Origin of the sequence: Paraburkholderia sp. 31.1, from assembly GCF_014397645.1 — a bacterium.
Taxonomy (GTDB): domain Bacteria; phylum Pseudomonadota; class Gammaproteobacteria; order Burkholderiales; family Burkholderiaceae; genus Paraburkholderia; species Paraburkholderia tuberum.
In genome coordinates this window covers 65052-85151 of record NZ_VZQN01000012.1, presented here as the reverse complement: position 1 = coordinate 85151, position 20100 = coordinate 65052, and the positions used below count along the sequence as shown (strand labels likewise).

Sequence of the window (20100 nt, the reverse complement as noted above, 5' to 3'; positions counted from 1 at the left end):
TCAGTAGAACCCGCCGGTGCAATGCCGGCGGCGGACACGACGCGCTGCTGTGGCGCGCGTGCCTCAGTTGGACGGGTGGACCCCCTCAGCGTGAGACGTGCTTTGCGTGACGTTCCGCGGCTCGTCGGGCCCGCCCCCCAATGCGACGTAAAGCGACACCCCGTTCTGCAAGGCCGTCGCCCGAAGCTGGATCAGCTGCTGCTCGGCGGCAAACTGATTGCGTCGCGCATCCACCACCTCGAGATAGATCGAGATCCCGTTTTCGTAGCGCAGCTCCGCCGTTTCGGCGAGTTGCCGCTGCGCCTGCACCGCCTGCTCCTGCGCCGCGATCTGTTCCTTGTAGCGTTGTCGCGCGACCAATGCGTCGGACACTTCACGAAACGCGTTCTGCACCGTGCGCTGATAATCGGCGACCAGTTCGTCGCGTCGCGCGCGCGCCTGCGATAGTTGCGCCTGGCGCTGTCCCGCATCGAAGATCGGCATGCCGACCAGCGCGCCGAACGACCATGCCTGCTTGGCCGGCACGAACAGATCGCCGAGTTCGGGCGACACATATCCGAAGCTACCCGTCAGCGCGATGCGTGGAAAAAAGTCCGCACGAGCGGCGCCGATGTCGGCATTGGCTGCGCGCAGTTGCTGCTCGGCCTGCTGGATGTCCGGCCGGTCGATCAGCAGTGCGGAGGGCAGGCCCGCATCGAGTTCGCGGAACTGCGCGGCGTCGGCGATCGGCGGCGCCGGCGGTAGCGACCCGCTGAGCGGGCCGCCGATCAGCACCTCGAGCAGATGGCGCTGCTGCGCGGTGGTCCGTTGCAGCTCTGCCAGCTGCGTCTGCGCCTGCGTGACCAGAATGGCCGCCTGGTCGTAATCGACCATCGACGTGACGCCCGCGTCGAGCCGCATCTTCGCGACTTCCAGCGCGTAGCGCCGACTGTCGAGCGTGTGTTGTGCAAGCTCGATGCCTTCCTCACCCGAGCGGATCGCGTAGTAGTTCGACGCGACATTGCCGATCAGCGACAAACGGAACGCGTGCTGCGCGTCGACAGTGGCCAGATATCGACGCCGCGCGGCTTCGCTGGTGTTGCGCACGCGCCCCCAGAAGTCGAGTTCGAACGACGTCACTGCGGCCTGCACGTTGTACTGGTTGAACTGGACCGAGATGTCCGTGTTGTCGAACTCGGGATCGAACGAACCGAGTGGCGCCCTGGTGCGGGTCGCACCCGCGTTCGCATTGACCTGCGGCAAACGCGCGGCGTTCTGGATGCGATAAAACGCGCGCGCCTGCTCGATGCGCGCGATCGACGCGGCGAGATCGCGGTTGTGCTCGAGCGCCGCCTCGATCAGCAGCTTCAGTTGCGGATCGGCGAAGAAGGTCTGCCAGTCGACTTCGCTTGCCAGATGCGCGGCGGCCGGATTGGCGGTCTCCGTCGTGTCGAAACGATCGGCGATCGGCAATTGGGGCTGCTGATAGTTCGGCGCAAAGTTGCAGGCGGCGAGCGAGCAGCAGAAGAGGGGCAGCACCAGGCGCACATGAAGGCATTTACGCATCGCGCTGCCCTCCACCCGAATCGCGCGGCATGGCTGTCGGCAGATCGTCATCGTCGAGATCGGTGCTGCGTTTCTTGCGGCTCAGCCAGCGTCGCGCGGCGACATAGAACAGCGGCGTAAAGAAGACGCCGAACATCGTCGCGGTCAGCATGCTGCCCATCACGCCGGTGCCGACCGCGCGGCGGCTCGCCGCGCCCGCGCCGGTCGCGAGCACGAGCGGCAGCATGCCCAACACGAACGTGACGCTCGTCATCAGAATCGGGCGCAGACGCTGCTGTGCGCCGCTTTTGGCGGCGGCTAGCGCGTCCCTTCCTTCGGATTCCTCCTTGATCGCAAATTCGACGATCAGAATGGCGTTCTTCGCGGCAAGGCCGATGATCGTCACGAGGCCGATGTTGAAATACACGTCCGCGGACAGTCCACGCAGCATCGTCAACAGTACCGCGCCGATCACGCCGAACGGGATGATCAGCAACACCGCGACCGGAATCGCCCAGCTCTCGTACAGCGCCGCGAGCAACAGGAACACGACCACGAGCGACAGCCCGAGCAGCATGCCGATCTGGCCGCTCGCCTGTTTTTCCTCGAGCGCGGTGCCGGTCCATTCGTAAGTCAGGTTGCCGGTCAACACGTGCGACGCGATGCGCTCCATCTCGGCGATCGCCGCGCCGCTCGAGCGGCCGGGCGCGGCCTGACCCGACAGCGTCGCGGACGGAAAGCCGTTATAGCGTTCGAGCTGCTGCGGTCCGGAAATCCAGCGCACGCGCGTGAACGCCGAGAACGGCACCATCTCGCCGCGGTTATTGCGCAAGCGCAGCGAAGTCACGTCCTCGGCACGCATGCGTTGCTCGGCGTCCGCCTGCAACAGCACGCGCAGCACGTTGCCCTCGAACACGAAGTCGTTCACGTAGTTCGAGCCGAACGTCAGCGCAAGCGCCTGGTTGACCTGACCGATTTGCAGGCCTAATGCGCGCGCCTTCACGCGGTCGATGTCGACATACAGTTGCGGCGCTTCCGGCATGCCCTCAGCGCGCACGCCCGCGAGAAGGGGGCTTTGCGACGCCTCGATCATCATCCGCCGCGCGGCCTGTTGCAGCGCTTCGCCGCCGATGCCGCTGCGATCCTGGATCTTCATCGTGAAGCCGGTCGCGTTGCCGAGCGACGGAATCGGCGGCGGGTCGAGCGCAAAAATGATCGCCTCGGGAATCTGCCGAAACGCCGCATTCGCGCGACGCACCAGCGCGCTCGCCGAATTGGCCTCGCCCGAGCGCTCGTCCCACGGCTTCAGATCGACGAACGACAGAGCCGCCGATTGCCCCTGGCCAAAGAAGCTGAAGCCCGTCACGGACGCGATGTTGCGCACTTGCGGCTGGGTTCGCAGAAACGCCTCGACCTGGTCGATCGCGCGCTGCGTGCGCTGGTCGGTCGAACCCGGCGGGCCGGTATACGTGATGAAGATATGCCCCTGGTCCTCGGTCGGCAGAAAGCCCGTCGGCAGCCGCGTGAAGAAAAACACGGTGATCGCGCAGGCCGCGACGAACACCAGCAGCCAGCGCAGCGGCGAGCGCAGCATCGCATCGACGCCCACGATATAGCGTGTGGTGCCCGCGTCGAGCCCACGATTGAAGCCGTCGAACACGCGATGCAGCAGACGCGAAGCCGCGTTCTTCGGCCGCTCTTTGGCGGCCGCCTCGCTGCGCAACAGCGCCGCGCACAACGCCGCGCCGAGTGTCAGCGCCAACATCGTCGACAGCAGGATCGACACCGCGAGCGTGACCGAAAACTGCCGGTAGATGCCGCCCGTCGAGCCCGGAAAAAACGCCATCGGAATGAACACCGCGACGAGCACCAGCGTACTCGCGATCGCCGCGCCCGATATCTGCCCGATCGCCTTCACCGTTGCGCGCGGCGCGCCGAGCCCTTCCTCGCGCATGATGCGCGCGACGTTTTCGACGACGACGATCGCGTCGTCGTTGAGGATACCGATCGCGACCACCATGCCGAACAGCGACAGAATGTTGATCGACAGCCCGAACAGGTAGAGCCCCGCGCACGTGCCGATCAACGCGATCGGCACCACGATCGTCGGGATCACGGTCGCGCGCCAGTCCTGCAGGAACAGGAACACCACGACCGTCACGAGCAACAGCGCCTCGACCATCGTGCGGATCACGCCCTGCACCGAGGTCGTGATGAACGGCGTGGTGTCGAACGGCACGGTCCACGCGACGCCGCGCGGGAAGATCGGCTGCAATTCGGCCATGCGCTGGCGCACCGCGTTGGCGACTGCGAGCGCGTTCGCGCCGCTCGCGAGCTGGATCGCGATCCCGGCCGACGCCTTGCCGTTGACGGTCAGGCGGTTGCCGTAGCTGTCGTTGCCGAGCTCGACGCGCGCGACGTCGCCCACCCGCACGGTCGAGCCATCCGGATTCGCGTGCACGATGATTTCGCGGAACTGCTCGGGCGTCGTGAAGCGGCTTTGCGTGACGATCTGCGCGGTGAACTCGGAGCCCGGCGCGATCGGCTGATCGCCGAGGCTGCCGCCCGCGGTCTGGCTGTTCTGCTCCTGGATCGCCTGCAGCACCTCGCTGGCCGACAGCCCAAAGCCCGCGAGCTTGCGCGGATCGAGCCAGATCCTCATCGCGTACGACGAGCCGAACAGTTGCACGTCGCCGACGCCGTCGATACGGCGCAGCTCGTTGACGATGTTGTTCGACGCGAAGTTGCCCATCGCGACGGCGTCGGTGGTGCCGTCGGTCGCCTGCAGTGCAAGCAGCATCAGAAAGCCCGACGACGCCTTCGTCACGCTCAAGCCGATCTGACGGACTTCGAGCGGCAGGCGCGGTTCGACGCGGCTCAGACGGTCCTGCACCTGAGTGCGCGCGATGTCGAGATTGGTGCCGGGCTTTAGCACCACGGTGATCTGCATCGTGCCGTTCGAGCGGCTCACCGACGACATGTACAGGAAATTCTCGATGCCGTTCATCTCGTCTTCGACGATCGACGTGACGGTGCGCTCGAGCGTGCTCGCGTCCGCGCCGCTGTAGACCGCGCTGATGGTGAGCGACGGCGGAGCGACGTCGGGGTACTGCTCGACCGGTAGCAGCGCGAGCGCGATCGAGCCGAACAGCACGATGAAAAGGGCGATGACCCACGCGAAGACCGGCCTGGCGACGAAGAATCGATTCATCGGCGAGCCCGTCAGTGCGCGGTCGAAGCGGGAGCGGGGGACGCGGCCGAATGCGCCGCTGGCGACGCATCGGGGGCGGGCCGCGCGTCGACCCGTTGACCGGGCTGCACCTTCTGCCAGCCATCGACGATCAGGCGCTCGCCGGGCTTCAGACCGTCGCGCACGGTCCAGCGTCCTTCGCCCTGCTCGCCGAGATCGATATTGCGGCGGATCACGGTGCCGTCGTCGGCGACCAACGCAACGCTTGCAATGCCGTTGTCGAGCTGCACCGCGCGCTCGGGAATACGGATGCCCTGCGCATTGCCCGCCGCGATGATGCGCCCGCGCACGAACTGCCCCGGCAACAGCGTGCGGTCCGGATTCGCGAACTGCGCGCGCACCGTCTGCGTACCGGTCGACGGATCGACGACGAGATCGGCGAAGTCCAGAAAACCGCGCTCGTTGTAGACCTGGCCGTTGGCAAGGATCAGTTGCACCCCGACGTGCTTCATGCTGGTCGGCTTGCGCGCGCCCGACTGGATCTGCTGCTCGACGTCGAGCATCGCGGTATTCGACTGCGTGAACACCGCGTTGATCGGCGTCAGTTGATTGACCTGCGTGAGCAGCGTGGCGGCGCCCGCACTGACGAGCGCGCCTTCGGTGACGAGCGCGCGGCCCGCGCGTCCGGCGATCGGCGTGCGCACGATGCAGCGATCGAGCCGCAATTGCGCAAGCGAAACCGCAGCTTGCGCATCGGAGACATTGGCCTGCGCCTGCTGCATGGTCGCGAGCGCGGCGTCGTATTCCTGCGCGCTGACTGCATGACGGCCGACGAGCGGCTTGAACCGGTCCACCACCGACGCCGCGTTGTCGCGCACGGCGGTCGCGCGCGTGAGCGCGGCCTGCGCCTGCTGCAACTGCGCGCGATAGTCGCTCGCGTCGATCTGGAAGAGTGGGGCGTTGGCCGGCAGGTCCGTGCCTTCCCGATAGAGCGTGCGCTGGACGATGCCGTCGACGCGCGCGCGAATCTCGGCGGTGCGCACGGCCTCGATGCGGCCAGGCAACTCGACGATATCGGCGACAGGGGTGGTGGAAACCGTTTCGACCAGCACGGGAACCGGTGGCATCGACGCGGCGGTGGGAGTCTGCGACCGCTCGTTGCAGGCGGCAAGCAGGAGCGGCAAACCGGTGATCAGAAGCGATACGGCACGACTACGCAGGCGGAGTGCGGAGCAAAGCAAGAGAAACTCCTTTGATCAAGGCAGTCTTTTTTGCGCGTAAGATCGGTGACGGTTTTAACGGTTTGCGGTCGAATTAACTATTCAGAACGTGTGTGGGTGCGTTAATGCGGGGAAAAGATTTCTGTTGATCCTACCGTGTCTGGGTGGCTTGTCAATTTATTCTTGGTGGTCGCGAGTGGGATGGACTCGCAAGGACCAGGCGGCGGACGCAGCGGTCACGACCGGGGGATTCCCGCTCGCAGACGAGATCTTGAATGGTAATTGTCAATTACATGTCAATTGCCATCCAGCAATTGCCGCAATTCAAAGGCATGCAATTGTCATCGAAATCGATGCGCCTGAAAATAATATTCCGAGTCGCCACACACTCACGTACGTTTGCGCTCCGGATGCCGCAACACCGAATGGTTGCGGCCGTATGACAGATAAATCGTCATGCCGATCACGAGCCACACGACGAGCCGCAGCCACGTGACGAGCGGCAAGCCGACCATCAGCAGCAGGCAGAACAGGATGCCGAGCACTGGCACGACCGGCACGCCGGGCGCCCGGAATGGACGCGTCGCCTCCGAGTCGCTGCGCCGCAGATAGATCACCGCGCCGCACACGAGGACGAACGCGAACAGGGTGCCGATGCTGACCATCTCGCCGAGCACGCCGATCGGTGTCAGCGCCGCGACGATCGCGACGACGGTGCCGATCAGGATCTGACTCAGATAGGGTGTATGCAGACGCAGATGGACCCTCGAGAAAAAGTGCGGCAACAAACCGTCTTGCGACATCGTGAAGAAGATGCGGCTTTGACCATAGAGCAGCACGAGTATCACGGTGGTCAGCCCCGTCAACGCGCCGATTTTGATCAGGATCGAGAACCACGTGAGCCCGATCACGTCGACGCCCTTGGCGATCGGATCAGGAACGTTCAGCTCGGGGTACGCAACGAGGCCGGTCAGCACGCCGGCGACGAGGATGTACAGCACCGTACAGATGATCAGCGAGCCGAGAATGCCGATCGGCATGTCGCGCTGCGGCTGTCGCGCTTCCTGCGCGGCGGTCGACACCGCATCGAAGCCGATGAACGCGAAGAACACCACGGCCGAGCCGCGCAGAATACCGCTCATGCCGAAACTGCCGAACTGGCCGGTATTGGCAGGAATGAACGGATGCCAGTGTTCCGGCTTGATGAAAAACACGCCGACGGCGATAAACGCGACCACCACGGTCAGCTTGATCGCGACCATCACGTTGTTGAGCCGCGCCGACTCCCTGGTCCCCAACACGAGCAACGTGGTCAGGATCGCGATGATCAACACCGCCGGCAGGTTGATCACGCCGGTGACCGCCGAGCCATCGGCCAGTTTGACGACGGTGCCGGGGGCGGCGGCGAGGGTAGGTGGAATGTCGATGCCGACGTTGCGCAACAGGCTCACGATATAGCCGGACCAACCGACCGCGACGGTCGCGGCGCCCATCGCGTACTCGAGGATCAGGTCCCAGCCGATCATCCACGCGAAGATCTCGCCGAGCGTCGCATACGTGTACGTGTAGCTGCTCCCGCACACGGGCAGCATCGCCGCAAGCTCCGAATAGCACAGGCCGACGAACGCGCACGCGATGCCGCCCAGCACGAACGACAGCGTGATGGCCGGCCCCGCGAACTGCGCGGCGGCGGTCCCTGTCAGCACGAAGATGCCTGCGCCGATGATCGCGCCGATGCCCATCGCGGTGATACTCGTCGCGCCCAGCGTTTTCGACAGGTGACGGCCTTCTTCGGCGTCGGCGCTGGCGACGATATCAGCAACGGTTTTGCGTGCCATGTAACCGGTATCGGCCATGATAAGTCGTCCCTTTTCAGTGTTGATCAGGCACGAACCGGTTAGGCTGCCATCGGCTCGTGGAGCACGACAAAAACATCCGTCGCCGTGCACGGCAATGGCCACGGCAAGTGCGGAGAAAGCATCTAACGGAAAATTCAGTCTATGCCGGATTAAAGGCAAAGTGAAATCCGCTTGCTTTGTCGGGGCGATAGGGCAGTGCGATGGCAGGCGATCGCAAGCAAGGCCTCTGGTTCGATTCAGGAGGACTTACGATGTGCGATTGCGGAATCGGCAAGCCAACGTGGACGATTTCAGGCTTGCGGGGCGGACCTCAGCCGATCCGTCCGCGCCGCAGCACGCCGCTCAGACCGAGCGAGTGGCCTGGGTCGTAGTAGTGAATGAGGAGCGTGCGCCGCTGTCCGTTCTGTACGTCGAGGTTCGCATGCTGAAGTGCGAAGCCGTTGAATTCGTAGACGCTGCCCGGCTTGACCGGAATGCGCTTGCAGTTGCCGACACGCAGATCATGCAAGGTATGCCAGCTGCGCCAGCTGAGCGGCAGGCTTTGCAGGAAGCCATGGCGCATCTTGCAGATCACGTTGGTCAGCGTCGTTACGGACAGGCGCGGCTTGCGGTACATCACGAGGTCGCCGTTGTGAACTCCGTCGGGTGCGAGCTGAAGCGGAATCAGCAGCGTCAGCAGGTGCGAGTCGTAGTGGCGGCAGTGGCTCTCGGCCAACGAAGTCTTGCTCGCACAGCGCAGTACGTGGAACGGCTCAGTCGGTAAGTTTGTCCGACCGAACTTCGCGGCCATCGCGCGCGCATTCGCGCAGATCGTCTGTTCGAGTTCGCGAAAGGCCTGACCGCGACGCAGCATCTCTGCAATCTCTGCGCCGGACTGCGAGCGCGGTGCCGTCGTGCCAAACAGGTGGTCGATGAAGTCGTTGATTTCGACGATCGTCTCCTGCGGAATCACGTCATCAAAAGACTTCAAAGCGACGCTTTTGTCGATTCGAATCCGCTTAGTCTCTGTATGCCCACGCACGTCTGTCAGGGTGTCCATAGCCCAAATTTCCATTCGCTTTTTATTCTACGACCGTATTGCAAAATATCCCCTACGAGGCGCGCACAATGTGCGCCAGCGTACATAAAGCCCTCAGGCGATTGAGCTCGATCATTAAATCTAAAGCGGACTTCTCTGACAGCTTTGGTAAATCTCGTTGGGCAGATTTGGAAAATGCTGCGACTGCGACGCTTCAGCTTTGCCCAGGTACGACATTACAGCTTAGCCTCTACACATCAAATGTCCCCGCCAAGTTCAAATGTCGGGGTTTGCACTAGATTGAAATGTCGGGTTTTACGGTGCTTTTCTTATGTTTTTGGGGTGGGCGGCGCAGCCGCCCACCCCCCGTTCTTCATGTTTTTTGCGGCTCACTTCGTGCACGACCTGAGTGACGTCCGCTAGCGTGATCGCCCGCTGTTTCTTCAGGCCCACCAGCGCTTTCTTCGCCCGGACCTCCTCTCCAATATGGGTGCGTGAAGGCGAGCCGGAAACGCGCCGGTCATCACGCTGCGCCTGCACCAGCCTCGCAACCGCCAATGCCGCGGACAGCCGCTTGTTCTCAACCTCCGCGCCCTGATCGATCTGCGTGATCCGGTCGTATTCGCGACAGGGCAACACGCGGCCCGCCGCCTGAATCTCGATGGCTCCGTTCCGGTATTCAACGACCTCGACGTATTCATGCATCAGACGCCGGTTTGCCTCGGTGTCCTGCAACATGTACATCACCCTGTCGTACTGCACCGTCAGCGCATTGGAGACCTTGCGCGCCACGCGATAGGCCAGGATCTGCTTCAGGTCCTCGTCGTCACGCAGCGGCCGGTGCGCGTTGTGGTCGCTCTTCGGTGGCTTGCCAAAGCGCCGGTTGAAATCGGCGATGAAGGAGGGCGCATACGCATTGGCCGCTTCCCGCGTACTGATGTTACGCAACCTCAGTTCCTTGACGAGCCGGTCCTGCAACGTCAGGTTGGCGCGCTCGACACGCCCCTTGGCCTGACTCGTGTTCGCACAGAACGCCTCGATATTGAGCTGGTAAAGGGCGCGGCCGAACTGTGTGACGCCTTTGCCAGCCGTGCTCGCCCGATCCTTGACGTAGAACACGCTGAACTTGTCGCTATAGAACGCGACCGGTTTGCCGTGTGCTGCCAGGTGTTTGCCCAGCGCTTCAAAATAGCTGAACGTCGATTCCGTCTGCGTGAAATGCAGCGTCATCAGTCGGCCAGTCGCATCGTCGATAAAGACCAGCAGCGTGCACGCTGGCGCGCGTTCCTCGAACCAGCGGTGATCGCTGCCGTCAATCTGGATCAGTTCACCCAGGCACGCGCGGCGGTTGCGCGGCTGGTACACCCTGGGCGGCCGGTCCTTGCGGGGAATCCACAGACCGGCGGCCATCATCAGCGCGCGCACCGTCTCGACTGACAAACTGATGCTGTGGCATTCCCGAAGCTTCTCGCACGCCAGTGTCGGTCCAAAATCGGCATAGCGCTCGCGAATGATCGCCAGCGCGCGTCGCGCCACACCGTCGGACAATTGATGGTTGCCCGCCCGACCGCGTTTGCCGGAGACCAGTCCGGCAACGCCTGCGGCCTGATAGCGCAGCACCAGGCGCTCAAGCTGACGCACGCTCAACGCGAGCCGGTCCGCGGCCTGGCCCGGCTTCAGCCGCCGCTCGCAAACGGCCTGTACCACCTTCAACCGGTCCAGCTCGGTCATCGACATGGTGATCGTCCCAGATGCGTTCATGGCCGGCGCTCCTTAAGGAATGCTGGCCACCAGCCTGAACCCGCAAACACGACATTTCAATTTAGCGGAAACGCGACATCTGAACTTTGGACTAACACCAGTCCTGTTGATAATTTATCTTATGTCAAATCGTGGATTCTTCGGAAAAGGCTTCCAGTACGCATCGCACGGGCCGCCGTCGATGCGCGTGCCGCGAGTCGGCCCTTCGCCACAAGCGATGCACACCGATGCCCGGTGGACGATCGCGAATCGTCCGAACCGAGGCTCTTTCGCCTGCCACAACTGACGCCGGGTGCAGCCCGATTCAGTGACCAACAAAACTGGCGCGGCAATTCAATTCCAATTTTTATGGGCGGCCCCAATCAGAGCCCTCACGAATTAAGACGCGGCCGTGCGTACAGATTAATTTATGCACGCGACATGCCGAAATTAGACAACTGTTAAATACTGCTTTGCGCACCCCGAGAATAAGCTTGGTAGCGAAAGCCAATGCCGCTATCGCAGCTCGCGCGGATTTTTATCGTCGGCTATTGCCTTGTGGCTTAGAGACGTTTCGCATTTCTCTCAACCGGCGAGCGTGTCGTCGTTGAGCGACTGTGAATGGGCTACGTGCATTTCGACGTGGCATACGGGCGCAAGGTGTTCGCCACCCTCCCACTTGCCGCGATCTGAGATGCATGTTCGAACACGCGCAGACGCTCGGCATCCGCAATCAGTCGCTTCTTCGTCATCGAGCGTCCCGCGGATCCGAAGCCCATCACCTTTTCGTACTCACGCGGCCTGCCGTGCCTGAAGCGATTGAAGAAGTCATCGCCCGGCAGGCCGTTGTCGAGGCTCATCAGGCAGCCGTAGTCGAGCGATGCGCAATCGCTCAGTGAACGCGCCGCGTCCTCCAATGCGCGATAGCGGCTTTGCAACGGTTCGTCGCGAGCGAAAAGCGCGTGCAGTTCCTGATAAGTCACGAGTCTTTTGCGTTTCGCGGCACGCAGTAGCATCGCGGCAATATCGCGGGTCCTATCCATGTTCATGTCGTTCTCCTTACCGCCAGCTTGCGAGCGCCCAATGGCAACCGATGAAAGCACTGTCAGCTTTTATCGCGGTTATGCGTATCGAGTCGGAAACTACCCGGCACAAAATATTTCCGGTATTGAACGACGCAGCTAAAATTAAGCGGGTGGTTACTGGATTCACGCTTCACAACGCCACTCTGCGCGAATGTCCCGCTTACATATAATCCGCTGGAAAAACGCCGCGAAGGATTTTCAATCTTCAGCACCTTTTTCGCAGCTTTCCGGCGAGTCACCATCCTGCATCGAAAAATGCATTCCAATTACATTCGCAAAACAGGAATCCGCGCACTCAAACGGTTCAGTCTTCCGACCTGCTGCCCGCACTTAAAAGCGCCCGACGTCAAGCCGTATGCGGCCTAGCGCTATCCGGGCTGCCAGAGCGAGCCGACTGTTTGAAATCACGTCAATCAGGTTAGCAAACGTTAAATTCAATCGCAAGAGAGATATTTAAGATTTTAGAAAGAAAACATCGCGTAACCGCCTTACGGGCGGCTTGCGTGATTTTCTATCAGAGGAAAGACGCGATTGATTTTTTATTCTTTTGGACACAACGGGCGACTTTTCGATTATCTGTAGGTGGCGCGCCCTCCTCACTGTCTACCCCATAACCGATTGCAGTCCGGTCAGCGACCCAACGGCGGAGTTCTCCGATGCATCGACCAAATGACGATTTGCCGACCGTCGCGCGGCGTCTCACGGCGGGCAAGAAACTGCTCGACGGCGTCGCTGCGGCCGAGGTCGCGAGACAGATGGGGATGGCCAAGACCACCGTCGAGCGATATCGCAAGCTGTTGGAGCAAGGCGGGCTCGAGGCGCTGAGAAACATGAGCGTCGGCGGCCGCCATTCCGCACTCGCGGTGGCGGATCTGGACTGGTTGGCCCAGGCGCTGAGGGCCTCGCCGCGGGACTACGGCTTCGACGCCGATGGCTGGAGCAATGCGCGCATGCGGGAGCTGATAAGCCGTCAGTTTGGCATTTCGTACTCGCGAGTCTATGTATGGCAACTGGCCACCAGACTCGGCGTGTCTTATCGGCTCGGCCGGAATGCGCAGTAAAACGGCGCCCGTACCCAGCTAAAGTACGCGCGTGCGCATCGGCTCAAGCGCTTTCTCGTACCTTTGGCAGAAACTGCGGCGCCAGTTCGACCTCCGACCATTGGAACGGCAACGCGCCGCGACTGCGCCGCACTTCGCTCACATGAAACCGCACGAGCCGCTGCGCGCCCGCAAATGCCGCGAGTTCGTCGCCGTCCCAGATGATCTCTGCTCGCACCGCCAGATAAAGCAGATCGCCGGTTGCGAAGTCGATAAACAGCAGACCCGTGCGCGGATCATGCACGAGGTTGCCGATCGTGTTGAAGAAGCGGTTGCCGCTGTAGTCGGGCGTGGTCAGCGTCGTTGCGTCGTCCACGCGCACGAAGCCCGGCGCACCGCCGCGATGGGAAACGTCGATCCCCTTTCCCGGCCCCGCTTCCTCGCTCAGATTCGCGCTGGCGATAAAGAACGTGTCCGCGCTCGCGAGCAACTCGCGGTCGGCACTGCTCAGAAGCGTGGCGATCTCGGGCTGCGCGCGCGTCGCGGCCGGGTCCCGCTCGATGAAAGACGGCGCGCGGCTCTGGATATACTTCGGGCAATTGCCGAAGCTCTGCGTGACTTCGACCTGCAACGTGTCGCCTGCCACGGACCGGACGACGCCATTTGCCCGATTGCGCCGCCGCGTACGCGGCTCGATGCCCAGCGCACCGAGCTGCGCGCCTTCGCGCCAACCCGCGGCGAGCGGATCGCCAGCCAATGTGCCACCTTCGATACGCAGTGTCCCCGCCTCCGGTGACGAGACGAAACCCGGCGCACCCGCACGCAGCGTCGCCCACGGCTGAGCGCTCGCATCGACGCCGCCAATCACGACGAACGGCTGCGCGGCAAAGAACTCGCGATGCTGCTCAGGCATGAATCGGCGAATGCCTCGACGTCCCATCGACTCGGCCACCTCACGCACACCCGCGCGCTGCTGCGCATCCTGCTCGCCGGCATGAAACGGCGACGCGTCGCTTCCCCAGTTATTCAACGGGACGAACTCGGACATGATCGGACTCCTTTGCAAGATCTGACGCAGCCGTCAACGCATATCACGCCGCCAGCAAGCCCGCCTTCGTCGAAGGCATTGCGATGAAACGCGGCAGTGCCTCCACGCGCTGCAGCCACGCACGAATGTTCGGATACGGCCGCAACGACACGCCGCCCTCAGGCGCGTGAGCGATATACGTGTGCGCGGCGATATCGGCGATCGTGACGTGCGCGCCAGCCACGAACGGCTTACCGGCAAGCTCCTCGTCGATCACGTCGAACAGCTTGACGGCGATCTGCTTCGCACGTTCGTGGTCGAGCGGCGCGCCGAACACGGTCACGAGCCGCGCCGCGCACGGCCCGTAGGCGATCTGGCCAGCCGCGAGCGACAGCCAGCGCTGCACCGCCGCGGCGCCGCGCGGATCGTCCGGCAGCCACGATGCGTCGCCATAGCGCTTCGCCAGATAGACCAGAATCGCGTTCGAATCGAACAGCGTGAGCTCGCCGTCCTGAATCGTCGGCACCTGACCGAATGGGTTCAGCGCGAGGTACTCGGGCTTGCGGTTGTCGCCCGTCTTCATGTTCAGCTCGATGACCTCGAACGGCAGATCGAGCAGCGTCAGAAACAGCTTCACGCGATGACCGTGGCCTGAAAGCAGCGTCGTATACAGCTTGATAGGCTCGGCGAGTCTGGCAGCGGGCATGGATGGCTCCGGATACGTTGAATGACACGCCCAGCATAAGGCGTAGGCACTGTCGCGCGGAAGCCCGATAATCCGGGAAACACAGTCAAGCGAGAATGGACAATCGATCATGGCCGATGTGCGTAACGTGAACCTGAACCGCCTCGCGATCTTCGTCGCGGTCATCGACGCGGGCTCGCTGAGCGCCGCCGCGACGCGGCTCGGGCTCGCGAAGACGATGGTCAGCACGCACATGCAGAGGCTCGAGGCGGAAGTCGGCGCGAGCCTGCTGGTGCGCACCACCCGGCGGCTCGGCGTCACCGAGGCGGGCCGCACGTTCTACGAGGCGAGCGTGAAGATTCTGCGCGCCACCGAGGACGCGCTGAACGCGCTCGGCGGGGAAACTTCACCGGTGCGCGGCACGCTGCGCGTCAGTGCGCCGAACGACTACGGCACGCTCGTCGTCGCGCCCGCGCTGGTCGAACTGCGCCGCACGCATGCGCAGCTCGACGTCGAGCTGCTGAGCAGCGACCGCTACGTCGATCTGATCGCCGATGGCATCGATGTAGCGATCCGGCTTGGTCGCCTCGCGGATTCCAACTATCGCGCGGTGAAGCTCGGCAGCTTCGTCAAATGGCTCGTCGCGAGTCCGGAGTTCCTGCGGACGTGGGGCATGCCGGGCACGCCGGCCGCACTGGAGACGCTGCCCTATTGCGCGTTGTCGGTACTGCCGCATCCGTTGACGCTCGATTTGCGGCACGTCGACGGCAAGATCGCGAGCGTGCGCTGCGCGTCCGCGTTGCGCGTCAACACGGCCGATGCCTGCCGCGCGGCGACGCTCGCGGGCGGCGGCATCGGTCTGTTGACGGATTTTTCGATCGCGAACGACGTCGCGGCGGGACGGCTGATCCGGCTGCTGCCAGAATGGGCGAGCGCACCGGCGAGCATTCAGGCCGTATTCCCGCCGACGAGTCACCCGCCGGCGAAGGTGCGCGCGTTGATCGATACGCTGAAGCGAAGGCTCGCGGCGGAGCCTGCGGATTAGCACGGCAGATCCTCCTGGCGCTCCCATTCCAGCGCAACGGCGGTTAGCTTCTATCCGCGTTATCGCCCGATTTGCTCTACTGCGACGATGCGCGCCGCACCCCGCGGCCTCGCCTGATCGTCAATGTGGAGAGCTTATGTCCGCCATTTCCCGTCCTGCTCAAGGGGTTCTCACCGTCGCGTGTCCGAGCGCGGCGGGCCAGGTTGCCGCCGTCGCTGGCTTTCTCGAACGGCATCGTTGCTATGTCGACGAACTCACCGTATTCGACGACGAACTGAGCGAGCGCTTTTTCGTGCGCTGCGTGTTTCACCACGTCGATCGCGACGATGCGCTGCAGATCGCCACGCTGAAGCAGGAATTCGCGCCGATCGCCGAACGCTTCCGGATGACGTGGGCGATCCACGATCTGTCGAGCCGGCCGAAAGTCCTGATCATGGTTTCCAGGCTCGAACACTGTCTCGCCGACCTGCTGTTTCGCTGGCGCATGGGCGAACTGAAGATGGACATCGTCGGCATCGGCTCCAATCATCGCGATCTCGAACCGCTCGCGCGAGCGCACGGCCTGCCGTTCCATCATCTGCCGATTACAGCCGACACGAAGCCACAACAGGAAGCCGGCCTGCTCGAGCTGTTCGATACGTCCGGCGCGGAACTGCTGATTCTCGCGCGCTACATGCAGATCCTGTCCGCCGAAACGAGCCGGGCGCTCGCCGGGCGCGCGATCAATATCCACCATTCGTTCCTACCCGGTTTCAAGGGAGCGAGACCGTATCATCAGGCCCATGCGCGCGGCGTCAAGGTAATCGGCGCCACCGCGCATTTCGTCACCGACGATCTCGACGAAGGTCCGATCATCGAGCAGGGAGTCGAACCGGTCGATCACTCGTACAGCCCCGAACGGCTGCTGACGACCGGACGCGACGTCGAATGCATTACGCTCGCGCGCGCGGTCAAGGCGTTCGTCGAGCGGCGTGTGTTCATCAACGGCGAGCGCACCGTCGTGCTGCGGTAAACAGAAAAACGCCGCTGAAAAGCGGCGTTTTCGTGTGCTGCGCCGACGCCTGGCCGAGTTACTTCACCCAGCTATCCACCCGGTCCGCATGCGCGCTGACCCACGCGTCGGCCGCTGCAGCCGGCTTTTCGCCATTCTGCGTGGCCAGCATCACCGTGTCGATCTCGCCCGGCTTCCATTGGAACTTCTTCAGGAACGCGACCACTGTCGGCGCTTTTTTCTCGAGCTCGGGATTCACCACACTGTCCACGTGCTCGGCTTCACCGAATACCTTCTTCGGATCGTCGAGGAATTTCAGCTTGTACTTGGCGAACATCCAGTGCGGCTTCCATCCGGTCACGATGATCGGCTTGCTGGCCGCCTCCGAGCGCGCCAGTTCGGCGGTCATCGCGCTTCCGGAACTCGGCATCAGTTGATAGTCGAGCCCATAGGCCTTGATCGCCTCGCTGGTTTTCTGCATCACACCCGCGCCGGCGTCGATGCCGACGATGCGCGCGCCGAACTCGGCCTTCTTCGCCTGCAGATCGCCGACGCTCTTCACGTCCGCGTTGTCCGGCACGATCAGACCGATCTTCGCGTCGTTGAAGTTCGGCCCGAGGTCGACCACCTTGTCCTTGAAGTTGTTCCAGTAGGCGCCGTGCGTGACCGGCAGCCACGCGGACAGCGTCGCGTCGAGATCGCCGCGCGCCACGCCCTGCCACATCACGCCGGCCGCCACCGGCACCAGTTGCACCTGATAGCCGAGGCGTTTTTCGATCACCTCGGCAGCCACGTTCGAGGTCGCCACGCTATCGTCCCAGCCCTCCACGTAACCGATCTTGATGGTCGGTTTCGAATCGGCCGACACGCCCGCACTGACCGCCGCCAGCATCACCCCCAACGCGCTTGCCACCACTACCTTTCCGATCAGTCTCATCGACGTTCTCCCGTTGATCCATTTGCCCATTGACGCGTTTGCCATCGAACCGCACATCGCGTATTTAGAATCGCCAACCAGAATTGCCGGGTAGCGTTGTTTTTCGACATGCAGTTGTCCGCATGCGACATCCACGCAAATCCGCCCAGTGTTTGCCGTGTTCTTGCGGTGTTATCAGTCGTATTACTTGTCGACGACGAGATCGGTCAGCGGCTTGCTACAGCACAGCAGCACCATGCCCTGATCGATCTCGCGCTGACGGATACCGCCCGCGTGCTTCATCGCCACTTCGCCGGACACGAGCTTCACCTTGCAGGTGCCGCACATGCCTTGCGTGCACGACGCCGGCAGCCGCACGCCCGCCTGCTTCGCCGCATCGAGCACATGCTGGCCGCCGCCGCACTCGATCTCGCGATGACTGCGCGTAAAGCTCACCTTGAAACGCGTGGCGGTTTCGGCCGGCGCGCACGCATCGCTCAGCGTGTGCGCGACATGCGCTTCGGCCAATTGCGCGGCCACTTCGCTGACGGTCTCGAACGAGAAGCTTTCCTCGTGATAGTGCTGGCGATCGAAGCCGCCTTCATCGAGCAGATTGCGCACCGCCTGCATATACGGCGCGGGGCCGCACGTGAAAATCTCGCGCTCCAGAAAATCCGGCGCAATCAGTTTCAGCAGCGGCAGCGTCAGAAAGCCGGTGATGCCGGGCCAATTGGTGCGCGCGCCCACGCGTTCGCAGACGAACGCGGTGCGGAAATGCGCCTGAATGGCGGCGATCAGATCGAGCTCGCGCGCGAAAATGATGTCGTCCGGCGTACGCGCGCTGTGCACGAAGACGATATCGTTGTCCTCGCCGAGTTCATGATGCGCGCGGCTCATCGACATCAGCGGCGTGATGCCCGAGCCCGCCGACAAAAACAGCAACTTGCGCGCCGGATGCCGCGCGCAGGTGAATTCGCCGGCTGGGCCCAGCACGCGTACCTGCATACCCGCATGCAGATGGTCGTGCAGCCAGTTGGACACCGGGCCGCCCGGCACACGCTTGACGGTGATCGAAATCGTATGCGGCCGGGTGGGCGCAGAGGAGATCGTATAGCAGCGATTGACGCGCTCGCCGTCAATCTCCAACTCCAGCGTGATGAATTGCCCCGGCTCGAACACGAACGCCCGACCGGATGGCGCGCGGAAGAAGAAACTCTTCACGTCGTGCGTTTCGCTGCGGACCTGGCAGCACTCCAGCGTGTCGTCGGCGTCGCTGTTCCAGCGCGCCGGCAGCGCGTCCCAGAAGCGCGGCTGCGTGACGCGGCTCGGCGCGTCAGCTGGATTCTGCGAAGTCTGCTCGATGTCCGGTTGAAACATGGCCTGATCGCGCATCATGGTTGTCCCCCCGCTCCTCATTGCGGTCTTGCGCTCAGCGCACGAACGACACGACTTTCTCGTCGTGCACCGCCCGCGAGTTCCCGTCGTAATCCGCGAGACGGCCGATATACCACTCGCAGAACTTTTCGACGAGTCCTTCGGTGAACGGCGAATAAGGACCCGGCTCATACGCGCTGCTCGTCGCGCCGCGCTGCGAATATTCGACGAGCGCGCGATCCTGGTCGTTGGTCGCGCGCCACACGGCGGTCAGATTGTCGAGGTCGTAATCGATGCCTTCGCGCGCGTCCTTGTGCACGAGCCATTTGGTGCGCACCAGCGTCTTGCCGGCCGACAGCGGAATCGCCGAGAAACTGACGATGTGGTCGCTCATGAAGTGATGCCACGAATTCGGCTGGGTCCAGAACGACAGGCCGCCGAGATCCGCATGCTTCAAACCGCCGAGCAGCTTCTTCGAGGCGACCTTCGCGTCGAGCGTCTGCGATTCGCCGTCGCGATCGAGCGGCAGACGTTGCGTACGAAACCCGGTGACCAGGTCGGCGAGCCGCTCTATTTCCGCCGATGGCAACTGCATCGCCTCCCACTGCGCGGTGCGGCGCGCGACCGTCGTCTCGAACGCGGCCATGCCCTCCTCGTTCGCCGGCGTGCGCTGATAACCGAAACCGTATTCGTACAGCGAGATGGTCAGCTCCGGATGGTTCGCCACGCAGTGATAGCACTCGCGATTGTTTTCCATCGTCAGCTTCCAGTTTCCCTCCTCGATGATGTCGATCGACGCGGCGATCTTGCAGCCGGCCAGATCGTGCGGCAACAGATACGGTTCCATCGCGGCGCGCATCACGGCGAAATCGGCGGGCGGCTGCTCGGCGAGGCAGATGAAAATCAGTCCGGCCAGATTCTCGACATGCACCGCTTTCAGACTATGTTTGCAGCGCTCGAACTGCTCCCCCATGTGCTCGGCGAACATCAGGTCGCCATTGAGGCTATACGTCCAGCTGTGATACGGACAGACGATATTGCCGAGCGAGCCCTTGCCGGTATTGCACAGACGCGCGCCGCGGTGGCGGCATACGTTATGAAACGCACGCACCCGCATGTCGTCGTCGCGCACGATCAGGATCGAATCGTCGCCGATCTCGACCGTCACATAGTCGCCCGGTTCGGGCACGTCGGGCTCGACCGCGACCTGAATCCAGTGCCGACGGAAAATCGCATCGATGTCGAGCGCGAAGATGGGCTCGCTGGTATAGAACGGCGCTTCCAGTGTGTAATTCTGCTTGCGGCGTTCGATCATTGCGCGAACGTCTGCGGAAACTTTCATTATGTGCTCCGTTGCGTGTCACGTCTGGCGCCGCGCCAGGCCCT

15 protein-coding genes are annotated in these 20100 nt (G+C 63.0%); 3 read left to right on the top strand and 12 right to left on the bottom strand.

Annotated elements, in window-relative coordinates; translation table 11 throughout:
- Positions 1-63 precede the first annotated feature (63 nt).
- From F6X37_RS11455 to F6X37_RS11425, 7 genes are all read right to left on the bottom strand, one after another.
- Positions 64-1545 (bottom strand): efflux transporter outer membrane subunit, encoded by a 1482-nt coding sequence (locus F6X37_RS11455; protein WP_167368766.1) that lies wholly within the window; start codon positions 1543-1545, stop codon positions 64-66.
- On the bottom strand, positions 1538-4735 hold the full coding sequence (locus F6X37_RS11450; protein ID WP_187611369.1) for a multidrug efflux RND transporter permease subunit: 3198 nt from the start codon (positions 4733-4735) through the stop codon (positions 1538-1540). Before F6X37_RS11450 ends, F6X37_RS11455 begins: the two co-directional genes overlap by 8 nt.
- 11 nt (positions 4736-4746) lie before the next feature.
- Positions 4747-5955, bottom strand: coding sequence for an efflux RND transporter periplasmic adaptor subunit (locus tag F6X37_RS11445; RefSeq protein ID WP_187611368.1), 1209 nt, complete (start codon positions 5953-5955; stop codon positions 4747-4749).
- A gap of 368 nt (positions 5956-6323) precedes the next feature.
- A complete protein-coding gene (locus F6X37_RS11440; RefSeq protein ID WP_187611367.1) occupies positions 6324-7790 on the bottom strand; it encodes an amino acid permease in 1467 nt (488 codons plus the stop codon).
- Between the two features lie 313 nt (positions 7791-8103).
- A complete protein-coding gene (locus F6X37_RS11435; RefSeq protein ID WP_262419861.1) occupies positions 8104-8763 on the bottom strand; it encodes a hypothetical protein in 660 nt (219 codons plus the stop codon).
- Positions 8764-9126: 363 nt separating this feature from the next.
- Positions 9127-10548, bottom strand: a complete 1422-nt coding sequence (locus F6X37_RS11430) for an ISNCY family transposase (protein WP_187611432.1) — start codon at positions 10546-10548, stop codon at positions 9127-9129.
- Positions 10549-11177: 629 nt separating this feature from the next.
- Positions 11178-11600 (bottom strand): hypothetical protein, encoded by a 423-nt coding sequence (locus tag F6X37_RS11425; protein ID WP_187611365.1) that lies wholly within the window; start codon positions 11598-11600, stop codon positions 11178-11180.
- A gap of 692 nt (positions 11601-12292) precedes the next feature.
- Here F6X37_RS11425 and F6X37_RS11420 point away from each other — a divergent pair.
- On the top strand, positions 12293-12697 hold the full coding sequence (locus F6X37_RS11420) for a helix-turn-helix domain-containing protein (protein ID WP_090809994.1): 405 nt from the start codon (positions 12293-12295) through the stop codon (positions 12695-12697).
- A 43-nt stretch (positions 12698-12740) separates the two neighbouring features.
- Here the strand turns inward: F6X37_RS11420 and F6X37_RS11415 are convergent, their stop codons facing one another.
- Both F6X37_RS11415 and F6X37_RS11410 read right to left on the bottom strand, forming a co-directional pair.
- Positions 12741-13724 (bottom strand): pyridoxamine 5'-phosphate oxidase family protein, encoded by a 984-nt coding sequence (locus F6X37_RS11415; RefSeq protein ID WP_187611364.1) that lies wholly within the window; start codon positions 13722-13724, stop codon positions 12741-12743.
- A gap of 43 nt (positions 13725-13767) precedes the next feature.
- Entirely contained in the window at positions 13768-14409 is a 642-nt protein-coding gene (locus F6X37_RS11410) for a glutathione S-transferase family protein (protein WP_187611363.1), read from the bottom strand.
- Positions 14410-14518: 109 nt separating this feature from the next.
- Here F6X37_RS11410 and F6X37_RS11405 point away from each other — a divergent pair, with 109 nt between their 5' ends.
- Both F6X37_RS11405 and purU read left to right on the top strand, forming a co-directional pair.
- Positions 14519-15433: a LysR family transcriptional regulator gene (locus F6X37_RS11405; protein WP_187611362.1), complete on the top strand. Its 915-nt coding sequence runs from the start codon at positions 14519-14521 to the stop codon at positions 15431-15433.
- Between the two features lie 136 nt (positions 15434-15569).
- The gene (gene purU / locus F6X37_RS11400) at positions 15570-16445 is read left to right on the top strand and encodes a formyltetrahydrofolate deformylase (RefSeq protein WP_184046876.1); all 876 of its coding nucleotides are present in this window, start codon (positions 15570-15572) and stop codon (positions 16443-16445) included.
- Positions 16446-16503: 58 nt separating this feature from the next.
- Here purU and F6X37_RS11395 read toward each other — a convergent pair whose 3' ends face one another.
- The 3 genes from F6X37_RS11395 to F6X37_RS11385 all read right to left on the bottom strand — a co-directional run bounded on the left by F6X37_RS11395 (position 16504) and on the right by F6X37_RS11385 (position 20056).
- On the bottom strand, positions 16504-17361 hold the full coding sequence (locus tag F6X37_RS11395) for a glycine betaine ABC transporter substrate-binding protein (protein ID WP_090810004.1): 858 nt from the start codon (positions 17359-17361) through the stop codon (positions 16504-16506).
- 183 nt (positions 17362-17544) lie between these two features.
- Positions 17545-18735: a hybrid-cluster NAD(P)-dependent oxidoreductase gene (locus F6X37_RS11390; protein ID WP_187611361.1), complete on the bottom strand. Its 1191-nt coding sequence runs from the start codon at positions 18733-18735 to the stop codon at positions 17545-17547.
- Between the two features lie 34 nt (positions 18736-18769).
- Positions 18770-20056, bottom strand: a complete 1287-nt coding sequence (locus F6X37_RS11385) for an aromatic ring-hydroxylating oxygenase subunit alpha (protein WP_187611360.1) — start codon at positions 20054-20056, stop codon at positions 18770-18772.
- Between the last annotated feature and the right edge of the window lie 44 nt (positions 20057-20100).